A 17801-nucleotide genomic window follows, 5' to 3' on the forward strand; every position below is an offset into this window, starting at 1 on the left:
CATGCATGTCTGACGCACTGTGGGCCGCCCGGCTGGGCGATGGACTGTCCCATACCTCGATGATGGCCGATATCCTCGGCGGCGTACTGGAGGTGGCGGCCAATGTGGCGATTACCGCCCTGGCCACCGCCGCCGTGGTTGCCGCCACCGGGATCACGGTCGCCACCGGCGGGCTGGGCGCCTGTGTGCTGGGCGCGGTGGTCGGGGTCATTGTCGGCGTGGCGATGAGCAAGACCGGTGCCGACAAGGGCCTGAGCAAGATGTGCGAGGACATCGGCAACAGCCTTTTTCCGCCCACGGTGCAGGCCAATATCCTCAGCGGCTCCACCAATACCCTGATCAACTCGATTCCCGCTGCCCGCGCTGCCGGTGCGGTGCCGTCCCATGTCGCCCCGGCGGGTACGCCCGAGAGCGAAGAGGCCGCTCCCGCCGAGGGCGACAAGGCCGAGGAGCCGGGCTTCCTCGACATGGCCAAGGGCTTTTTCTCGCAGATGTGGCGGCCCACGGTGGCGACTCCGGCACCCGGCGCGGTGCCCAAGCCGCTGGACCTGGTGACCTGCATGAAGCATCCGCCGATGCCACCGCAGTTTCTTGCCGAGGGCTCGGAAAAAGTCAGTATCAACGGTCAGCCCGCCGTGCGCAGTGGCGACCGCAGTACCTGTGATGCCAGCGTGGTTTCGGCCGGACTGATCTCACCCAACGTGACCATTGGCGGCGGTTCGGTGGTGGTGCGCGAGATCCGCAGCGGCAAGACTCCGGGCGTTGGTCTGGCGATCACCGCGCTGCTGATGCTCAAGGGCAGCAAGGGCAAGTTCCTCAGCAACCTGCCGTGCATGCTGCTGGCGGGGGTCAACTCCTTCGTCACCAGCCAGGCCATCGGCGCACTGACCAACGCCATCGCCGGCTCGCCGAACCCGGTACATGCCGCCACGGGTGCCAAGGTGCTGGGCGGTGAAGACGAGCTGGATTTTGTCCTGCCCGGCATCCTGCCCATCGACTGGCAGCGTTTCTACAACAGTCGCGATGAGCGTCGCGACACGTTGCTCGGCACGGGTTGGAGCCTGCCCTATGAAATCGGTGTGCGCATCGAGGCGCATCCCGAAGGCGGCGAGCGGCTGATCTATACCGATGAACAGGCGCGGCGTATCGATATGGGCTCGATCCCGTTGGGCGGCGCGGTGTTCAGTCCGGGGGAAGGTCTGGCCGTGCGGCGCAATGGCAACGGACAACTGTTGATCGAGAGCGATGACGGCGTATATCGCTTGTTCGAGCCGACCCTCGCCGATCCTTCGGCCTTGCGCCTGAGCCAGTTAGGCGACCGCAATGACAACCGGATCCACCTCGACTACGACGAGTCGGGGCGCTTGGTTCGGCTGCGCGACACCTTCGATCTGCTGCAGGTGGAGCTGATCTACAGCGCCCAGTGGCCCCGGCGGGTCAGCCAGATCGAGCGGTTGTACCCCGATCAACAGCGTGAGGTACTGGTCAGCTACGCCTACGACCGCAGCGGCGACCTGGCCGAAGTTCGCGACAGCCTGGGACAGGTGCAACGACGCTTCGCCTACGATAACGGGCGGCGGATGGTCGAGCACCAACTGCCCACCGGGCTGCGCTGTTTCTATCAGTGGGCGCTGATCGAGAACCTTGAGTGGCGGGTAGTACGGCACTGGACCGATGATGGCGATGAGTATCTATTCGACTACGACCTGAGCAGCGGCACCACCCGTATCACCGACGGATTGAAGCGCATGAGTCACCGCCGTTGGAGCCGGCAGCAGCAGATTACCGAATATACCGACAATCTCGGTCAGACCTGGAAATTCGAGTGGAACGACGAGCGCCAACTGCTTGGTGCCACCGATCCCCAGGGCGGGCGGCACCAGTTCAGCTACGACGAAGCGGGCAACCTCAGTGCCAGCGTCGACCCGCTGGGGCGCAGTGAGTCGACCTTGTGGCTGGAACATTGGTCTTTGCCATTGGTGGAAACCGACGCGGCGGGCAGCAGTTGGCAGTACCGCTATGACCCGCGCGGCAACTGCACCCACGAGACCGATCCGCTGGGACAGGTCACTCAATACCGTTTCGATGCCCAGGGCCAGGTGGTCGAGATCATCGACGCCACCGGTAAAAGCAAAACCTTGCAGTGGAACGACCTCGGGCAGTTGATTCGTCATATCGACTGCTCGGGCTCGCCGACTACCTTCAGCTACGACCGGCGCGGTCATCTGCAGGTGGTCACCGATGCCCTCGGCGAACGCGTGACCTATCAGCACGATGCCCAGGGTCGCCTGTTGCAGAGCCAGTTACCGGATGGTCGCGTCGAACAGTACCTGCGTGACGGCAGCGGCCAACTCACCGGCTATGTCGACCCGGCCGGGCACAGCACCGGCTATCAGTACGACCGGCGCGGCCAGGTGCGCCAGCGCATCGATGCCCATGGCCGGCAGGTGCAATTCGGCTACGACGCCTATGGGCGTTTACAGACGCTGACCAACGAGAATGGCGAGAGCTATCGCTTTGCCTGGGATGCCGGCGACCGCCTTACCGAACAACGCGATCTCGACGGCAGCGCCCGGTGTTATGGCTATGACGTGCTGGATAACGCAATCCGCGTGGAATACGTTCCAGCACCGTTTGGCAATGGGCTGGCGCTGGTGCCGGCTCAACCGGTAGCGCCCATCGTTCATCAGTTGGAACGCGACAAGGCGGGTCGGCTGATTGCCAAGGTCACCGACGATGGGCGTACCGAGTACGCCTACGACGCGCTGGACCAACTCACCACCATCACCTTTACCGACAACGACGGTAACGAACAAAAGCTCGGCTTTGCCTATGACGCCCTGGGTCAGTTGCTGGAAGAACAGAGCGCGGCGGGCAGCCTGCGGCATCACTACGATGAGCTGGGCAATCTGCTCCAGACGCAGTTGCCGGACGGGCGTTGGCTCAACCGGCTGTACTACGGCAGCGGGCATCTGCACCAGATCAACCTGGATGGCCGGGTCATCAGCGACTTCGAGCGCGACCGCCTGCACCGTGAGGTATCGCGCACCCAGGGTCAGCTCAGCACCCGCAGTGAGTACGACCGTGTTGGACGTCTGCGCTCGCGTTTGCGCCGCCCCTCCAGCCAACCGCCGGCACTGCCGGCACCCGCGCAAAAGTATTTCGACTACGACCCCAGCGACAACCTGATCGGCCGCCTCGACCGCCAGCCACGCCGCGACCAACGTCAGTTGCTGCATTACGACGCCACGGGACGGATTATCGCCAGCCAGGACAGCGTCCAGGGCCAAAGCGAAACCTTCGCCTACGACGCCGCCGCCAACCTGCTGGACGGCCCGTCAGCCAGTGCCGGGCTGGTGGTGCACAACAAGCTGCTGACCTATCAGGACAAGCGTTATCGCTACGATGCCTTTGGGCGGATGGTCGAGAAACGCAGCGGCAGTCATCGGCTGCAGCGCTTTGCCTATGACGCCGAGCACCGGTTGATCGAGGTGCGCAACCAGGACGGTGCGCGGGAAACGATTGTGCGCATGAGCTACGATCCGTTGGGGCGACGTATCGGCAAGACCGAGCACGACAACCATGGCTATCGGTTGGGCGAAACGCGCTTTACCTGGGATGGACTGCGCTTGTTGCAGGAGCATCGCAATAGCCAGACCAGCCTGTATCTGTATGCCGATGACGGCTATGAACCGCTGGCTCGGGTAGATGGCAGTGGTGCGTTGCAGAAAGTCCGTTATTACCATAACGACCTGAGCGGCCTGCCCGAGCAACTGACCGAAGCCGATGGTGCCACAGTGTGGCAGGCCCGCTATCGGGTCTGGGGCAACACCCTTGAAGAGATACGCGAACCCTATTACATCGAGGAACAGAACCTGCGCTTCCAGGGCCAGTACCTGGACCGGGAGACTGGGCTGCACTACAACACGTTCCGGTTTTATGATCCGGATGTGGGGCGGTTTACGACGCCGGATCCGATTGGATTGGCGGGAGGGTTAAACCTCTACCAATATGCGCCGAACCCGTTTGGGTGGCTGGATCCATGGGGATGGGCCCCATGCAGTACTACAACCAAAAAACTTCAGGCTCATGCTAATGCAGCTAAAAAAGCCGTGTACCGCAACCCGCAGCGCTCATTGACGATGAAACAAAGGGCGGCGGTAAAGCGAGCCTACGATAGAGGTGACTTAGGTCAGGCACACTCCCGCTACCGTCGCTATGTCGGCCAGCGGATCGATGCCGAGTTCAAACGCAGAGTGCTGGCTGATCCATCACTTGCGCACTTGAATGTATCGAAATCAGGTCAACGTCTACCGGATGTGTATGATCCAAAAAGCAAAGCCTGGTGGGATCTGACAACCAAGGCAGACTGGGCCAGAGGCACACATCAGCGGCGCTATGGCGACTGGGGAAATGGTTATGAAGGAGTGACATGGTGAGTAACCGTATTGAGTCTAAAACATTATCGGGTCTTGAACAGGATGGTTTGGTTCTCTCTGAGAAGACGCTTTTCAAAAGCGAGTCAATTCAGGCATGTAAACTGAAAAACTCCAAACTTTCCTATCCAATTTTCGATGGCTGCCTTCTGGAAAACTGCGTATTCGAGAGCAGTAATTTTTCCAACTCTCGCTTCTTCAATATGACCATGTTGAACCTGTGCGACTTCAAAAACGTCGACTTTCGCAGCACGGGGCTGAATGACAGCGTATTCAATGGCTGTACTTTCATAAAATGTGACTTCCGTCAAACAGCTTTCAACGATTGCACATTTAATAATTGCACATTTAATAATTGCAAAATCATTGATAATACATTCAATGCAAAAAAAATCCAAAACTGCAAATTAGTTGGAAAGCTACAAGAAGTAAATTTTATCTCAGAACAACCGAACACCCTGCTGAAGGTCGACTTTGGGGAATGCAAGCTAGAATATGTAACTTTTAAAAACTGTAACCTTGAAGAAGTCGTTCCACCGACTGACACTCAACACATTTACTTCAGAGATTTGTCGGAACGGGCAAAAAAAGCACTTTCCTATATGGAGACACAGCCTGACAGCTCAATCAATACACTATTAAAACGGCGCCTGAAAAATTTTTCAACTCAACGGGGAGCTATTTTCAACACTAAAAATCTTGAGACCATCGAGGGGCCGGAATATTCAAAGCTGCTTATCTCCCTTTTGACAGACCCGAAATAATCATTCAACGCACAAGATTCGAAAAAATACTCCGTGTGCCAAATACGAAAATGCCTACAAAAAATTATATATTGCTTGCGTCGCTGACATGTGTCGATGGCAGCGGTGAGTCGCAGAAGGTCCATTACTACCACAACGACCTGAGCGGCCTGCCCGAGCAACTGACGGAAGCGGACGGTGCCACGGTGTAACAGGCCCGCTATCGAGTCTGAGGCAATACCCTTGAGGAGATACGCGAACCGTACTATATCGCGGAATAGACCCTGCGGTTCCAGGGTCAGAACCTGGACCGGAAGACTGGGGAGCACTACAGCATTTGCCGGGTCAAGGTTGGATTAATCCTGTCGGTAACGTATTGCCAAACGCAACGAGATAGAATTCTGATGAGCAAATATTTATTGACACTCGAAATCGCCTCCCCTACGGAGCGCCTCCAAGCTCACAGCATTCGAGAGGCTGCCGTACTCTATGTTTATCTCCTTGCTACCAAGTGCAAGCTGCCTGCCGGCGGTATTGCCAAGATAATTCTTCAGCAAGCGCCAGTCGAAGCAGAGCAAACGCTCATGGATGTTTGCACTTACTCTCATCCATTCACCCACCTCGATAACCTACCTGAGGATGCTGCGGATAGCGCCATTCGCCAGTCGCTGATCGAGGACATTAACGAAGCGCTTTTGTCGCTGGCTGCGCTCAAAGGCTGGGAAACAGACCCGATAGATAAGCTCCATGCTGAAATCATCAAGCGTGACTATCGGTTCGCAGGCACTGCGGGGCGCTCACAAAAAAACCCATCCAAAACGCTCACCGCAACGGCTGCCTGGCGCACGGATCAATACATCAACATCGGCATCTTGGTGCAGGGCTCCAAAAACATGCCTGAAGCATTTTTTCCAGCCACGCGCATCGGCATCTCGCTGGGTCTTTTTGAGTCGCTGCTAGGTCCTGTTGAGTGGGTAAACGATCAAACCGTTCGGCTATTCCAGGTAAACAAACGCGATTACTGGGAGATTGATACAGCCTCCCAAACGGTGAAATTTCACTTTCCCCGAGCCGAATCCGGTGAAGCCCACGGTCAATACGACTTGGCGAAAATGTACATTGATGGGTGGATAGTCGAGCAGGATCTTGAACAAGCCAGGCAGTGGCTGGAACGCTCAGCAGCTCAAGGATTCTCCCGAGCAGTGAAGCTCTTGCAGCGGATGAATGATGGTGATGAAAACCTCGCCGATCCGGTGATGAACAGCAGGAAATAAAGCTGAGGCCTTGCTTCAGGCGCCCTCCGCACTTGACCTGAGATTGACGATGCTTGAAAACACATTCTCGAACGATGAAATGGCCATTAGCGCGACAGATCTCGACAATCTGGAATCCGTAGTCGGGAAGAAGCTGCCTGCCTCCTTTCGAACCCACTATCTCAGGTACAACGGCGGCGTTCCGGAGCGGACCTATTGGCTCAGTGAAGCCTTTGACGAGCCCTTGGAGGTTGCCGCCTTCAAACCTCTTGCCAATGCGCCCGCTACCCTGCTCTCCACTTATCAATCCATGCTGAAGAAGCAGGTTATTCCCGCGCATCTGCTTCCTTTTGCGAACGATTGGGGTGGCAACTTCTTTTGCCTGAATCTTGACTCAGGAGCGATCAGCTACTTCATGACCGATAGCTTTGATAGTGATCTTAACCCCGACGAAAATCAGGCCAGCGCTGAAAAGCAGGTCTGCTCAAATTTTACTCGTTTCATTCAAGGGCTGATCCACGAAGAAGATCTAGACGAAGAATAGGCCACTACATCAACTAACATTCAGCACGCCAATGTCCTGCCAAAGGGCGCCGCTCATTTCTACGTTCCTCAAGAAACGCCTTTTTCCCAATTTCTACTCCATCACTCACTGTATTTTTGGCAACCTGCTAGCCATAAATTTACGCCGCATACTTCGTTCTGAAAAATTCGCAAATTTCAGATTTTGGCATAATGACCTCGCAGCGCTCCTCCGGACTCAAACTACCTCGAGCTTTAACCCATGGCGCATCTTTGTGAGTCATGTTCTCAAGTGTTTTTGCAGGCAGGTCAGCGTAAGCCTCAAAAACCTGAATCAATATGTCTTCGGCCTCAGCGCAAACGGCTGGAATTTTTTCATCTTCGGGAGCTGGCAGTGGGTTCCACCCATACTTCTTAAACTCCTGAAACACCTCAGGAACAACCGGTCCATGAGCCCAAGCCTGAATCTGCTCAGGGAAAAGCTCTTTACCAATCAGCGTCTGAGTCCAGGCTTCCGCATAATAAAGTAGCTTCTGAACTTTTAAATGAGTAATGAGATCGCCCGATTCAGCACACTTCGCTATAAACCAATTTGCTATACCCAGAGCTTTGTGAAGCGCCATAATCACTCATCCTATTCACCGCTGCATATTCTCACCCACCACATAACCCGTCAATCCATCGATCTTCATGCAAAGTCTTTCTATTTTCTGCTCCACATCCTCAGCACACTTATCCTACGTACCATGGTGCCATTTCCTCAATAAAGCCAAATGACCACAGCGCCTCCGCGGGACAGGCGGTGGCTCGCCCTGCGAATCGTATAACACTTCATTTTTTGAATAAAATAAGCAGAAATTACAGTGCGGTTTTATTAATCCGACACTCAGCTCACGCCTCCAACCACCAACAAAAGAAATATCCCGCCAAAAAATCTCGTATTTCCTACGCACTTCAGACGTGGGAGAATATTGTGTGCGCCCGCAGTGAGGGCTAGAGTTTGGTTATCGCTGCAAATTCAGCGATACGGGTTTCGCAGCCCGCTAGTGAATAGGCGCACAGCGCCGCGAAAGCGGTATTTTTGTACTCGCGTTATGGCGAGCTGTGCGCAGGAGGCCTAGCCCTGCCGGTTCCTATTCACCGGTCTGCGAACCTGCGTGCAGTTCGCCACCCTTGTGTCGCAGCGAGAGTGGATGAATCCCTTATCTTGAATAGGAGAGTCTCCATGACTAGTAAGAAGATCACCCCCGATCCGCCGACCACTCGCAAGGCCCCTAGCACCGCTGATAAAGAGACGTACCTGTGCAAAATTCCGAATGGTCCTTTAGACAAGGCCGAATCGGCACTTTCAGGTACACCTCGGCTGCTCGATACCCTCGCGCTCACCGCCTCCAAACCCGTCATCCCCGAAGATCCCTGCAAGCCCACGCTGTTTGCCATCCAACCAGGCATCAATGCCCAGGATGCGCTGACCTACGTGTCGCGACTGCTCGAAACGGCTGAACTCAATGGCGACGAAATCAGCCTGCATACCAATCCGGTCGAACGGGCGCTGTTCTGGGGCATGCTGCATTCGGTGGAAGTGGCTCGGGCGGTGGTGGATGCGTTGCTGGAAGGGTCGTCCGGGCCTCATCCTGCATCGCCCTTGTAGCGCCTGGACATGAGGAGGCTCGGGTAATCAGAACCTGATCCGCATCCCCTGAAAACTCCGGTAACGATCAAGCTGCTTTTTTTTCAGACCGTTACCGGGATCACGGCTCCGAGTAGCTTTATGCTGGTTAGTAATGCATCATTTTGGCTGAGTGCATTGGAGCTGATGAAATGAGTATCAAAATTAAAGAAGCCGTCCAAATAGCGATTGACAACGTCATCGAACTTTTTTCAGTTCAAGACATCTCTAATGTTCTACTTGAAGAGGTTGCCCGTGATTCAAATGAAAACTATTTGATTACGGTCGGATTTGAACGCCCCAACCTCAACAAAGGCAGAGCAGCTTTGGGGGCGGGTATTGCAGCACTGATGGCGACTCAGCGCGCCTATAAAGTCGTTTGTATCGACAAGGAAAGCGGTGATGCCTTGTGGATAAAAGATCGAATGCTAGAGAAAAAATGAAGCAAAAGATAATCATAGACACCAATCTTTTGGTCTTGCTAATCGTTGGGCTCTACGACCCACAATACATTCCAAACCATAGAAGGCTTGGCGACTACAGCCCAGAGGATTTTGAAATCCTCATGTTGTTTATTGATGACCACGAGGTCGTTGTCACTACAAGCGTGTTAACCGAAGCCAGCAACCTGCTGTGGTACACATCTGAACCTCATAAGCATAATATTCGCCACCTGCTGGCAACTTTCATAGCCTCAGCGACTGAGCACCGACCTGAGTCAGTCACGACAGCCAAATCCCCCCATTTTCTCAAGCTCGGCTTGACTGACGCAGGCATACTCGAACTCCCAGCAGACTCAGGGCTGATACTGACAGTTGATCTGGACCTGCATATTGCCGCATTAGAACGGGGCCTGCGGTCAGAAAACTTTACTCATCATCGGACTTTTCTTTCCCACCCATAAGCATAAAAAATCCGACAGGAACTCTGAAAAAATCGGAAAACTTTTTCATCTGTGCAACGGTCATTTTTCTTTTGCCATTCAAAATTTCAGGCGCTACAGTTTGATTCGCAATAGCAGAGAGTTCCGCTTGCTTGACCCCTCGTTCTTCCATCAAAAATGCCAACGCTTGAGATTGCGAAGAGTAAGGAATCAAAACCGTCTCAGCCTCATACTCATACACACGATCAACCACTAACTCGGCACAACGTGCAGCTTCATGACCCTCACTGTCGGCATGTGAGTAAAGTTCATCAATCAACACCATTCGATCTTTGAAATCGCTCTCATCCTTGATTTTTTCATGGCATGCGGATAATAGCCGAGTCGAGGTCGCTACTTTAGCGTTCAGCTTTTCAAACATGGGGGAAACGTCCTTTATGAGCATCAGATACTTTTCAAAATCCAAGCCGCTATCCTAAGTGATCAACACCTCGTCCGACCCCATCGGAAAAACAATGAAACGCTCTGGCCCAGAGTGCTACTAGCGAGCCAGTCGTCGCTCACCATCCCCCGTCAAAAGCACCATCCCCACCGTGGTCTATCCTTCAGGCGTCACTAGAGCCGGACCTCGACACAGGAGACAGCGAATGGATGCACGAGAAAGAGCGTTGATGCGGGCCAGCGTGGCTTTGGGGTTGCTGATCAGCACCCTGAAGAAACACGATCTGGGAGCCCCCCTTTCCCTGGACGATCCACATTTCAAGGAGCTGATTACCCACCTGCGGGACAATTTGCTGGAGGCTCAGGCGGACGAGAGCGTTTCCAGTGTCATGGTGTCGATCAACAAGGCTTTCACCGATGGCGTGCGGCTCAATGCCCGCAGCGTGGGGAGCTTGCTGACGGCGCTGAAGAAGGCCGACGGGCTGCTCAAGGAGGCCGGCGAAAGGCACGCACCGTTGCAACTGCCTCAGATGATCGCGAGCTGAAATACAACTCCTTGTAGGAGCCAGCTTGCTGGCGATGGCGGCCGAATAGACGATGCAAGACTCCCAGGCCTCATCGCCAGCAAGCTGGTTCCTACAGGGTTCGATGTCGTGTTTAAGCGCGCGCGCCCGCTATTTGCTCGACAACTGTGATCCACCTCCGCAATCGCAGTGGGAATAATTCCCCGCCAACATCAGATCATTCATACTCCGCACCGCTCTTGACCTGATGATGGACCACCTGTCTTGCTGACTCTCCATGTCTGACCCGCTCTGGGCTGCCCGCCTGGGCGACGCGTTGTCCCATACCTCGATGATGGCCGATATTCTCGGCGGCGTACTCGAGGTCGCGGCCAACGTGGCAATCACCGCACTGGCCACCGCCGCCGTGGTCGCCGCCACCGGCATCACGGTCGCCACGGGCGGGCTCGGGGCCTGCGTACTGGGCGCGGTGATCGGCGTGGTCGTCGGCGTTGCGATGAGCAAGACCGGCGCCGACAAGGGCCTGAGCAAGATGTGCGAAGGCCTCGGCAACGCACTCTTTCCGCCCACGGTGCAGGCCAATATCCTCACCGGCTCCAGCAATACCCTGATCAACTCGATTCCCGCCGCCCGCGCCGCCGGCGCCGTGCCATCCCATGTCGAAGCCGCCGGCACGCCGGACAGCGAGCCGCCCCAGGAAGCCAGCTACCTGGATATCGCCAAGGGCTTCTTTGCCCAGATGTGGCGCCCCACGGTAGCCACGCCCGCCCCCGGCGCCGTGCCCAAACCGCTGGACCTGGTGAGCTGCACCAAGCATCCACCGATGCCGCCGCAGTTTCTCGCCGAAGGTTCGAAAAAGGTCAGCATCAACGGCCAACCCGCCGTGCGCAGCGGCGATCGCAGCACCTGCGATGCCACCGTCGTTTCCTCCGGGCTGATCTCACCCAATGTCACCATCGGCGGCGGCTCGGTGGTGGTACGCGAGATCCGCAGCGGCAAGACTCCGGGCGTCGGCTTGGCCATCAGCGCGCTGATGATGCTCAAGGGCAGCAAGGGCAAGTTCCTCAGCAACCTGCCGTGCATGCTGATGGCCGGGGTCAACTCCTTTGTCACCAGCCAGGCCATCGGCGCGCTGACCAATGCCATCGCCGGCTCGCCGAACCCGGTGCACGCCGCCACCGGCGCCAAGGTACTCGGCGGCCTGGATGAGCTGGATTTCGCCCTGCCGGGGCTGCTGCGCCTGGACTGGCAACGCTTCTACAACAGCCGTGACGAGCGCCGCAAAGGGATGTTCGGCGCGGGTTGGAGCGTGCCTTACGAAGTCAGCGTGCGGATCGAAGCGCACCCGGACGGCGGCGAACGGCTGATCTATATCGACGAACAGGCCCGAAGCATCGACATGGGTTCGATACCCTTGGGCGGCGCGGTGTTCAGTGCCGGTGAAGGCTTGAGTGTGCGTCGGCATGGCAATGGTCAATTATTGATCGAAAGCGACGACGGCCTCTATCGCCTCTTCGAAGCCCTTTCAGGCGAGCCCAACCACTTGCGTCTGACGCAACTGGGCGACCGTAACGACAACCGAATCTATCTCGACTACGACGCGTCAGGGCGTCTGGCACGACTACGCGACACCTTCGACCTCGTCCAGGCCCAACTGAGCTACAGCGACCCATGGCCGAATCGGGTCAGCCGGATCGAGCGCCTGTACCCGGATCGTCCGAACGAACTGCTGGTCAGCTACGCCTACGACCCGCGTGGCAATCTGGCCCAGGTAATGGACGCCACCGGCCATGTGCAACGGCGCTTCGCCTATGACGACGGCCAACGGCTGGTGGAGCACCAATTGTCCGTCGGCCTGCGCTGCTTCTACCAGTGGGCACGGGTCGAGGGTCGCGAATGGCGGGTGGTGCGGCACTGGACCGACGAGGGCGATGAATATGCCTTCGACTATGACCTGGATGCCGGGACCACCCGCGTCACCGACAACCTCAAGCGCAGCAGTCTGCGTTGTTGGAATCCGCAACAGCAGATCACCGCGTATACCGACAACCTCGGTCAGACCTGGCAGTTCCAGTGGAACGACGAGCGCCAGTTGCTCGGCGCCATCGATCCCCAGGGCGGTCAATACCAGTTCAGCTACGACGAGTCCGGCAACCTGTGCGGTACCCAGGACCCGCTGGGCCGCAGCGAATCGACCCTGTGGCTGGAACACTGGGCCTTGCCGCTGGTGGAAACCGACGCGGCGGGCAACAGCTGGCAGTTCCGCTACGATAGCCGCGGCAACTGCATCCAGGAAACCAACCCGCAGGGCCATGTCACTCGTTATCGCGTCGATGCCCAGGGCCAGACCGTCGAGATCATCGACGCCAGCGGCAAAAGCAAAACCCTGCGCTGGAGCCCACTGGGCCAGTTACTCGAACACGTCGACTGCTCCGGCTCTCCGACACGCCTGAGCTATGACGAGCGTGGCCTGTTGCAAACGGTCACCGACGCCCTGGGTGAACGCACGCAGTACGACTACGACGTCCAGGGCCGCCTGCTGAACAGCCATTTGCCGGACGGCCGTACACACCAGTACCAGCGCAATGCCGACGGCCAGTTGATCGGTTACACCGACCCCGCCGGACAGACCACCGCCTACCACTACGACCGGCGCGGCCAGGTGCGCCAGCGCATCGATACCAGCGGGCGGCAGGTGCGGTTCAGCTACGACGCCTATGGCCGCTTGCAGGCGCTGACCAATGAGAACGGCGAAAGCTATCGCTTCGCCTGGGATGCCGGCGACCGCCTGGTCGAGCAGCAGGACCTGGATGGCAGCGCCCGCCGTTACACCTACAACGCCAGGAACGACGTCACCCGCATCGACACCCTGCCCGCTCCTCATGGCAGTGGCTTGGCGCAGGTCCCGGTAACGCCGGTCGCACCGATTGTCCATCACCTCGAACGTGACGCCGCTGGACGCCTGACGGCGAAAATCACTGACGACGGTCGTACCGAGTACAGCTACGACGCGCTGGATCAACTGACGGCGGTCGCTTTTACCGACAACGAAGGCAACGAGCAGAAACTGGGGTTCGCCTACGACGCCCTTGGCCAGTTGCTGGAGGAGCAGAGCGCGGCAGGCAGCCTGCAGCATCATTACGACGAACTGGGCAACCTGATCCAGACACAGTTGCCGGACGGCCGCTGGCTCAATCGGCTGTACTACGGCAGCGGCCATCTGCACCAGATCAATCTGGACGGTCGGGTCATCAGCGATTTCGAGCGCGACCGCCTGCACCGTGAAGTCCTGCGTACCCAGGGTCAGGTCAGCACCCGCAGCGAGTACGACCGCGCCGGACGCCTGCGTTCGCGCCTACGGCGTCCGATCAGCCAACCCTCGGCGTTGCCCGCGCCAACGCAGCAACATTTCGACTACGACCCCGCCGATCACCTGGTCGGCCGCCTTGACCAACAGCCCGGCGGCACCCATCGGCAGTTGACGCACCACGACGCCAGCGGGCGCATCGTCGCCAGCCAGGACAGTGTCCAGGGCCAGAACGAGACCTTTGCCTACGACGCCGCCGCCAACCTGCTGGACGGCCCCACGGGCGGGCGGGTACTGCATAACAAGCTGCTGACCTATCAGGACAAACGCTACCGCTACGACGCCTTCGGCCGGATGATCGAGAAGCGCAGCGGCAGCCATCGGGTCCAGCGCTTCGTCTACGATGCCGAACACCGTCTGATCGAGGTGCGTAACCAGGATGGCGCGCGGGAAACCGTGGTGCGCATGAGCTACGACCCACTGGGCCGGCGTATCGCCAAGAGCGAGCACGACAGCCACGGTTACCCCCTGGGCGAGACCCGCTTCACCTGGGACGGTCTGTGCCTGCTGCAAGAACACCGACACAGCCTGAGCAGCCTCTACCTCTACGCAGACGACGGCCACGAGCCGCTGGCCCGGGTCGACGGCAGCGGCGCATTGCAAAAAGTCCGCTATTACCACAACGACCAGAGCGGCTTGCCCGAGCAACTGACGGAAAACGACGGCCATGTGGTCTGGCGGGCGCGCTACCGGATCTGGGGCAATACCGTCACTGAAACCCGCGAGCCGTATTACCTGGAAGAACAGAACCTGCGCTTCCAAGGGCAGTACCTGGACCGGGAAACCGGTCTGCACTACAACACCTTCAGGTTTTACGACCCGGACATCGGACGCTTTACCACGCCCGATCCGATCGGTCTGGCCGGCGGCATCAACCTGTATGCCTATGCGCCGAACCCATTGACCTGGGCCGATCCGCTGGGCCTGAGCAAATGCAGTGGCAGCGGCACCAAGAGGCCCCCAGGGCCGACGCTGCCGAAGGGCATCGCCGACACCTTCACCGGTGGCACCTACAAGAACCGCAAACTCGCCACCAACGAGACATACTACAAGTACCATGGCACCAATAACCGGACCGGGAAGCCATTCTCCTGGCTCACCAACCAGAAATACACGTCGGAAGATCAACTGCGTGCCGACCTGGCAATCCGTCATGACTGGGGTGTCAAGATCACCCGGGTGTCGGAGTTCAACGTGCCCAAGGGCACCTGGGTCAGCGAAGGGCCGGCGGCACCGCAAGGTGCCGGCTATCCCGGCGGCGGTTATCAGGCGGTGGTTACAAACCTGCCCCGCGCATGGATCATCAATACTTTAGGAGTCCCCTGGTAATGCCGTTGAACGTTTTATCGACCGAATTGGACACGCTGATTGCGCAGTTGCAGAAAAGCCGCAACGAGTCAGCCCAGTTTTTCATCGACAAGGCCGCTGAACTTAGAGCTGCCAGCGACACTCGCGAAGCCCTGGAACGGCTCTCGACCTGCCGGGCCATGGCGCAATACGGTAACTTCTCCCATGCCGAGGAGAACCAGTTGGAAGCGGTGGTCGATGCGGCAGCCAATTGCCTGGCAGGCTTGCCGAAACCTTGAATCTCCAGCATGAAGTCAAAGAATGCAACAATACCCTCTGCGACCTGCTGAGACGCTCGGGCTATGAAGACGAAGCCGATGAGATACAGGCACTGGTAGACATCGTGCTGAACCCGGCTAGCAGCGACAGTCAGCGCAACGAAGCGATCAAGAACCTGGCGATGCGTTGTCATCCCAAATGGCTGGGAGACTTTTTCATCGACGGCATGACCTACCCGCAATGGACTGATCTCATCACTCACTTCGCAAAGCTGCTCAATCGCCAGAAACGGTCGTGACGGGCGCGCGATCAGAGTTCCCGCTACCCGGCAGCGATGCCGAAGCCTTGATAGCTCCCGCTGAATCGCAGGCATGAAAAATGGGCACCCGATCCAATCGGCGTGCCCATTTTTTACAGCCCTCCCCTTGCTCCGGGAGTCATACCTGACGCTTACGGGTTGACGCTATCTTTGAGCGACTTGCCCGGCTTGAAGGCGACGGTATTGCTGGCCTTGATCTTCACCGGCTCGCCGGTTTGCGGGTTCTTGCCGGTGCGAGCACCGCGATGACGCTGCAGGAAGGTGCCGAAACCCACCAGGGTGACGCTGTCTTTGCGGTGCAGCGCGCCGGTGATTTCTTCGAGGACGGCGTTAAGCACACGGCCGGCCTGTTCTTTCGTGAGGTCCGCTTTTTCAGCAATTGCAGCGGCCAGTTCTGGTTTACGCATAATGAAGCCTCTTTGACGGTTTTTTGTTGTTATGTCCGTGCTGCTCTTCCCGAACAGCGCCCAAAGCGCCGCAGGCTCTACTCTGCGGCAGACGGGAGTGAGGATGGCACGAGGCAAGGCCCCGCGCCAGTCTCGTTACGACCTTTGTAGGAGCAAAATCAGGGTGTTTGCGACAGAAGGACCGCCATTTACGCCAGCAACGGCGGAAGCTGCTTGTTCAGGGCCAGTTTTTCCATCACCGCAGCGCCGGTCAAGGCATAGCCCAGCAGTCGGCCGCCGCTGTCACGGCACAAGGCCTTGATGTCGGCGCCCTGCCCTTCGACCGTCCACACCCCTTCGCTGCCACGGGGCGGCGGCGACACCACCAGCGGGCACACCGGGGTCTTCACGGTGATCGGCATGGCGCCATAGCTCACGGCGGTGGCATTGCCGGCCAGGGTCTGGGCCAACGCCCGGGCGCAACTCATCAGCGGCATGACGTACAGCAGGTTCAAGCCATCGACCTCGGCGCAGTCGCCCAGGGCGTAAATATTGGCGTGGGAGGTCTTCAGGTGACGGTCGACCACCACCCCACGATTGACCTGCAAGCCGGCGGCGGCCGCCAGGTCGATGCGCGGACGCAGGCCGATGGCCGAGACCACCACATCGCAAACCACCGTGGAGCCGTCCGACAGGTGCGCCTCCAGGTGCTCGCCGCTGCGTTGCAGGCGGGTCAGCACCGGGCCCAGGTGGAAACGCGCACCGAGGCTTTCCAGGCCCGCCTGCACTGCGGCAGCCGCCGCCGGGTGCAGCAGCGTCGGCATGACCTGCTCACAAGGCGCGACCAGTTCCACCTGATAACCACCCAGGATCAGGTCATTGGCGAATTCACAACCGATCAGCCCGGCGCCCAACAGCAGGACACGCTGCTTGCCCGCCGCCGCCGCGCGGAAGCGCGCGTAATCTTCCAGGTCGTTGATCGGAAAAATCGCCTCGGGGGCATCGCCTTCCACCGGCACGCGCACGGTTTCCGCACCCCAGGCCAGGACCAGGTCACGGTAGCTCACCGCTTCCTCGCCGATCCACAGGCGCTTGTGGCCCGGGTCGATGCCGCTGATGCGGGTGTGGGTACGGATCTCGGCCTTGAGCTGCTCGGCCATGGCCCCGGGCTCGGCCATGCTCAGGCCGTCGGCATCCTTGTTCTTGCCAAAGCCGGTGGACAGCATCGGCTTGGAGTAGGAACGCCCGTCATCGGCGGTGATCAACAGCAACGGAGTGTCGCTGTCGAGCTTGCGAAACTCCCGGGCCAGGTTGTAACCGGCCAGCCCGGTACCGACGATTACGACAGGTGCGCTCATTCCTCTCTCCAAATCCATTGGTTTTGTTTAAAAGTTGATCAATCAGCCGATTTCGATCATTTCGAAATCCATCTTGCCGACACCGCAGTCCGGGCACAGCCAGTCAGCGGGGACATCCTGCCACAAGGTGCCCGGCGCGATGCCGTCATCCGGCCAACCGTCTTTTTCGTCATAGATCAGCCCGCAGACCACACATTGCCACTTTTTCATCTCGTTACTTCCTCGGTTCCCAGGCGTTTGACGGCGCGAACAGTCGATGGGTGCAGCGTTGCCGTCCGGCTCAGGGCGTTTTGTACTGATCGAAGCCCGCCGATGCAAGCACGATCGACAGCGC

General features: G+C 58.2%; 16 protein-coding genes and 1 pseudogene. 12 read left to right on the forward strand and 5 right to left on the reverse strand.

Annotation, left to right across the window (positions count from 1 at the left end; genetic code table 11):
• Positions 1-5 precede the first annotated feature (5 nt).
• The 5 genes and pseudogenes from PFEN_RS30200 (at position 6) to PFEN_RS30220 (ending at position 6976) form a co-directional block, all read left to right on the forward strand.
• On the forward strand, positions 6-4439 hold the full coding sequence (locus tag PFEN_RS30200) for an RHS repeat-associated core domain-containing protein (protein ID WP_191490210.1): 4434 nt from the start codon (positions 6-8) through the stop codon (positions 4437-4439).
• Positions 4436-5200, forward strand: coding sequence for a pentapeptide repeat-containing protein (locus PFEN_RS30205; protein ID WP_191490211.1), 765 nt, complete (start codon positions 4436-4438; stop codon positions 5198-5200). The genes PFEN_RS30200 and PFEN_RS30205 overlap by 4 nt, the downstream gene beginning before the upstream one ends.
• A gap of 83 nt (positions 5201-5283) precedes the next feature.
• Positions 5284-5523 (forward strand): annotated as a pseudogene (locus tag PFEN_RS31730) (RHS domain-containing protein); the annotation flags it as partial.
• A gap of 60 nt (positions 5524-5583) precedes the next feature.
• Positions 5584-6453, forward strand: a complete 870-nt coding sequence (locus PFEN_RS30215) for a tetratricopeptide repeat protein (protein WP_191490213.1) — start codon at positions 5584-5586, stop codon at positions 6451-6453.
• Positions 6454-6502: 49 nt separating this feature from the next.
• Positions 6503-6976, forward strand: coding sequence for an SMI1/KNR4 family protein (locus tag PFEN_RS30220; RefSeq protein ID WP_191490214.1), 474 nt, complete (start codon positions 6503-6505; stop codon positions 6974-6976).
• 139 nt (positions 6977-7115) lie between these two features.
• On the opposite strand, the gene PFEN_RS30225 is transcribed toward PFEN_RS30220, so the two are convergent.
• Entirely contained in the window at positions 7116-7577 is a 462-nt protein-coding gene (locus tag PFEN_RS30225; RefSeq protein ID WP_191490215.1) for a Panacea domain-containing protein, read from the reverse strand.
• A 602-nt stretch (positions 7578-8179) separates the two neighbouring features.
• Here PFEN_RS30225 and PFEN_RS30230 point away from each other — a divergent pair.
• The 3 genes from PFEN_RS30230 to PFEN_RS30240 all read left to right on the forward strand — a co-directional run bounded on the left by PFEN_RS30230 (position 8180) and on the right by PFEN_RS30240 (position 9527).
• On the forward strand, positions 8180-8605 hold the full coding sequence (locus PFEN_RS30230; RefSeq protein WP_191490216.1) for a hypothetical protein: 426 nt from the start codon (positions 8180-8182) through the stop codon (positions 8603-8605).
• A 170-nt stretch (positions 8606-8775) separates the two neighbouring features.
• Positions 8776-9066, forward strand: coding sequence for a hypothetical protein (locus PFEN_RS30235; protein ID WP_191490217.1), 291 nt, complete (start codon positions 8776-8778; stop codon positions 9064-9066).
• Positions 9063-9527 carry a PIN domain-containing protein gene (locus PFEN_RS30240; protein ID WP_191490218.1) on the forward strand — a complete coding sequence of 155 codons (465 nt, stop codon included), beginning with the start codon at positions 9063-9065 and terminating at the stop codon, positions 9525-9527. Before PFEN_RS30235 ends, PFEN_RS30240 begins: the two co-directional genes overlap by 4 nt.
• On the opposite strand, the gene PFEN_RS30245 is transcribed toward PFEN_RS30240, so the two are convergent.
• The gene (locus PFEN_RS30245) at positions 9493-9972 is read right to left on the reverse strand and encodes a helix-turn-helix domain-containing protein (protein ID WP_224771090.1); all 480 of its coding nucleotides are present in this window, start codon (positions 9970-9972) and stop codon (positions 9493-9495) included. The two genes, PFEN_RS30240 and PFEN_RS30245, sit on opposite strands and share 35 nt — an antisense overlap.
• A gap of 181 nt (positions 9973-10153) precedes the next feature.
• Here PFEN_RS30245 and PFEN_RS30250 point away from each other — a divergent pair, with 181 nt between their 5' ends.
• From PFEN_RS30250 to PFEN_RS30265, 4 genes are all read left to right on the forward strand, one after another.
• Positions 10154-10492 (forward strand): hypothetical protein, encoded by a 339-nt coding sequence (locus PFEN_RS30250; RefSeq protein ID WP_224771091.1) that lies wholly within the window; start codon positions 10154-10156, stop codon positions 10490-10492.
• 256 nt (positions 10493-10748) lie between these two features.
• Positions 10749-15167: an RHS repeat-associated core domain-containing protein gene (locus tag PFEN_RS30255; RefSeq protein WP_191490219.1), complete on the forward strand. Its 4419-nt coding sequence runs from the start codon at positions 10749-10751 to the stop codon at positions 15165-15167.
• Positions 15167-15424, forward strand: coding sequence for a hypothetical protein (locus PFEN_RS30260; RefSeq protein ID WP_191490220.1), 258 nt, complete (start codon positions 15167-15169; stop codon positions 15422-15424). The genes PFEN_RS30255 and PFEN_RS30260 overlap by 1 nt, the downstream gene beginning before the upstream one ends.
• Positions 15421-15702, forward strand: a complete 282-nt coding sequence (locus PFEN_RS30265) for a hypothetical protein (protein ID WP_191490221.1) — start codon at positions 15421-15423, stop codon at positions 15700-15702. The genes PFEN_RS30260 and PFEN_RS30265 overlap by 4 nt, the downstream gene beginning before the upstream one ends.
• Positions 15703-15854: 152 nt before the next feature.
• On the opposite strand, the gene PFEN_RS30270 is transcribed toward PFEN_RS30265, so the two are convergent.
• From PFEN_RS30270 to PFEN_RS30280, 3 genes are all read right to left on the reverse strand, one after another.
• A complete protein-coding gene (locus tag PFEN_RS30270; RefSeq protein WP_191490222.1) occupies positions 15855-16130 on the reverse strand; it encodes an HU family DNA-binding protein in 276 nt (91 codons plus the stop codon).
• 188 nt (positions 16131-16318) lie between these two features.
• Positions 16319-17467: an NAD(P)/FAD-dependent oxidoreductase gene (locus PFEN_RS30275; RefSeq protein ID WP_191490223.1), complete on the reverse strand. Its 1149-nt coding sequence runs from the start codon at positions 17465-17467 to the stop codon at positions 16319-16321.
• A 42-nt stretch (positions 17468-17509) separates the two neighbouring features.
• Positions 17510-17677, reverse strand: coding sequence for a rubredoxin (locus tag PFEN_RS30280; protein WP_191490224.1), 168 nt, complete (start codon positions 17675-17677; stop codon positions 17510-17512).
• Between the last annotated feature and the right edge of the window lie 124 nt (positions 17678-17801).

It is taken from the genome of Pseudomonas sp. FEN, assembly GCF_904067045.1.
GTDB lineage: Bacteria > Pseudomonadota > Gammaproteobacteria > Pseudomonadales > Pseudomonadaceae > Aquipseudomonas.

What these genes read in the sequence shown, in the direction of transcription:
- PFEN_RS30200 (WP_191490210.1), top strand. Translation starts at nt 6, where the DNA reads ATGTCTGACGCACTGTGGGCCGCCCGGCTGGGCGATGGACTGTCCCAT.
- PFEN_RS30215 (WP_191490213.1), top strand. Translation starts at nt 5,584, where the DNA reads ATGAGCAAATATTTATTGACACTCGAAATCGCCTCCCCTACGGAGCGC.
- PFEN_RS30220 (WP_191490214.1), top strand. Translation starts at nt 6,503, where the DNA reads ATGCTTGAAAACACATTCTCGAACGATGAAATGGCCATTAGCGCGACA.
- PFEN_RS30225 (WP_191490215.1), bottom strand. Translation starts at nt 7,577, where the DNA reads ATGGCGCTTCACAAAGCTCTGGGTATAGCAAATTGGTTTATAGCGAAG.
- PFEN_RS30230 (WP_191490216.1), top strand. Translation starts at nt 8,180, where the DNA reads ATGACTAGTAAGAAGATCACCCCCGATCCGCCGACCACTCGCAAGGCC.
- PFEN_RS30235 (WP_191490217.1), top strand. Translation starts at nt 8,776, where the DNA reads ATGAGTATCAAAATTAAAGAAGCCGTCCAAATAGCGATTGACAACGTC.
- PFEN_RS30240 (WP_191490218.1), top strand. Translation starts at nt 9,063, where the DNA reads ATGAAGCAAAAGATAATCATAGACACCAATCTTTTGGTCTTGCTAATC.
- PFEN_RS30250 (WP_224771091.1), top strand. Translation starts at nt 10,154, where the DNA reads ATGGATGCACGAGAAAGAGCGTTGATGCGGGCCAGCGTGGCTTTGGGG.
- PFEN_RS30255 (WP_191490219.1), top strand. Translation starts at nt 10,749, where the DNA reads ATGTCTGACCCGCTCTGGGCTGCCCGCCTGGGCGACGCGTTGTCCCAT.
- PFEN_RS30260 (WP_191490220.1), top strand. Translation starts at nt 15,167, where the DNA reads ATGCCGTTGAACGTTTTATCGACCGAATTGGACACGCTGATTGCGCAG.
- PFEN_RS30270 (WP_191490222.1), bottom strand. Translation starts at nt 16,130, where the DNA reads ATGCGTAAACCAGAACTGGCCGCTGCAATTGCTGAAAAAGCGGACCTC.
- PFEN_RS30275 (WP_191490223.1), bottom strand. Translation starts at nt 17,467, where the DNA reads ATGAGCGCACCTGTCGTAATCGTCGGTACCGGGCTGGCCGGTTACAAC.
- PFEN_RS30280 (WP_191490224.1), bottom strand. Translation starts at nt 17,677, where the DNA reads ATGAAAAAGTGGCAATGTGTGGTCTGCGGGCTGATCTATGACGAAAAA.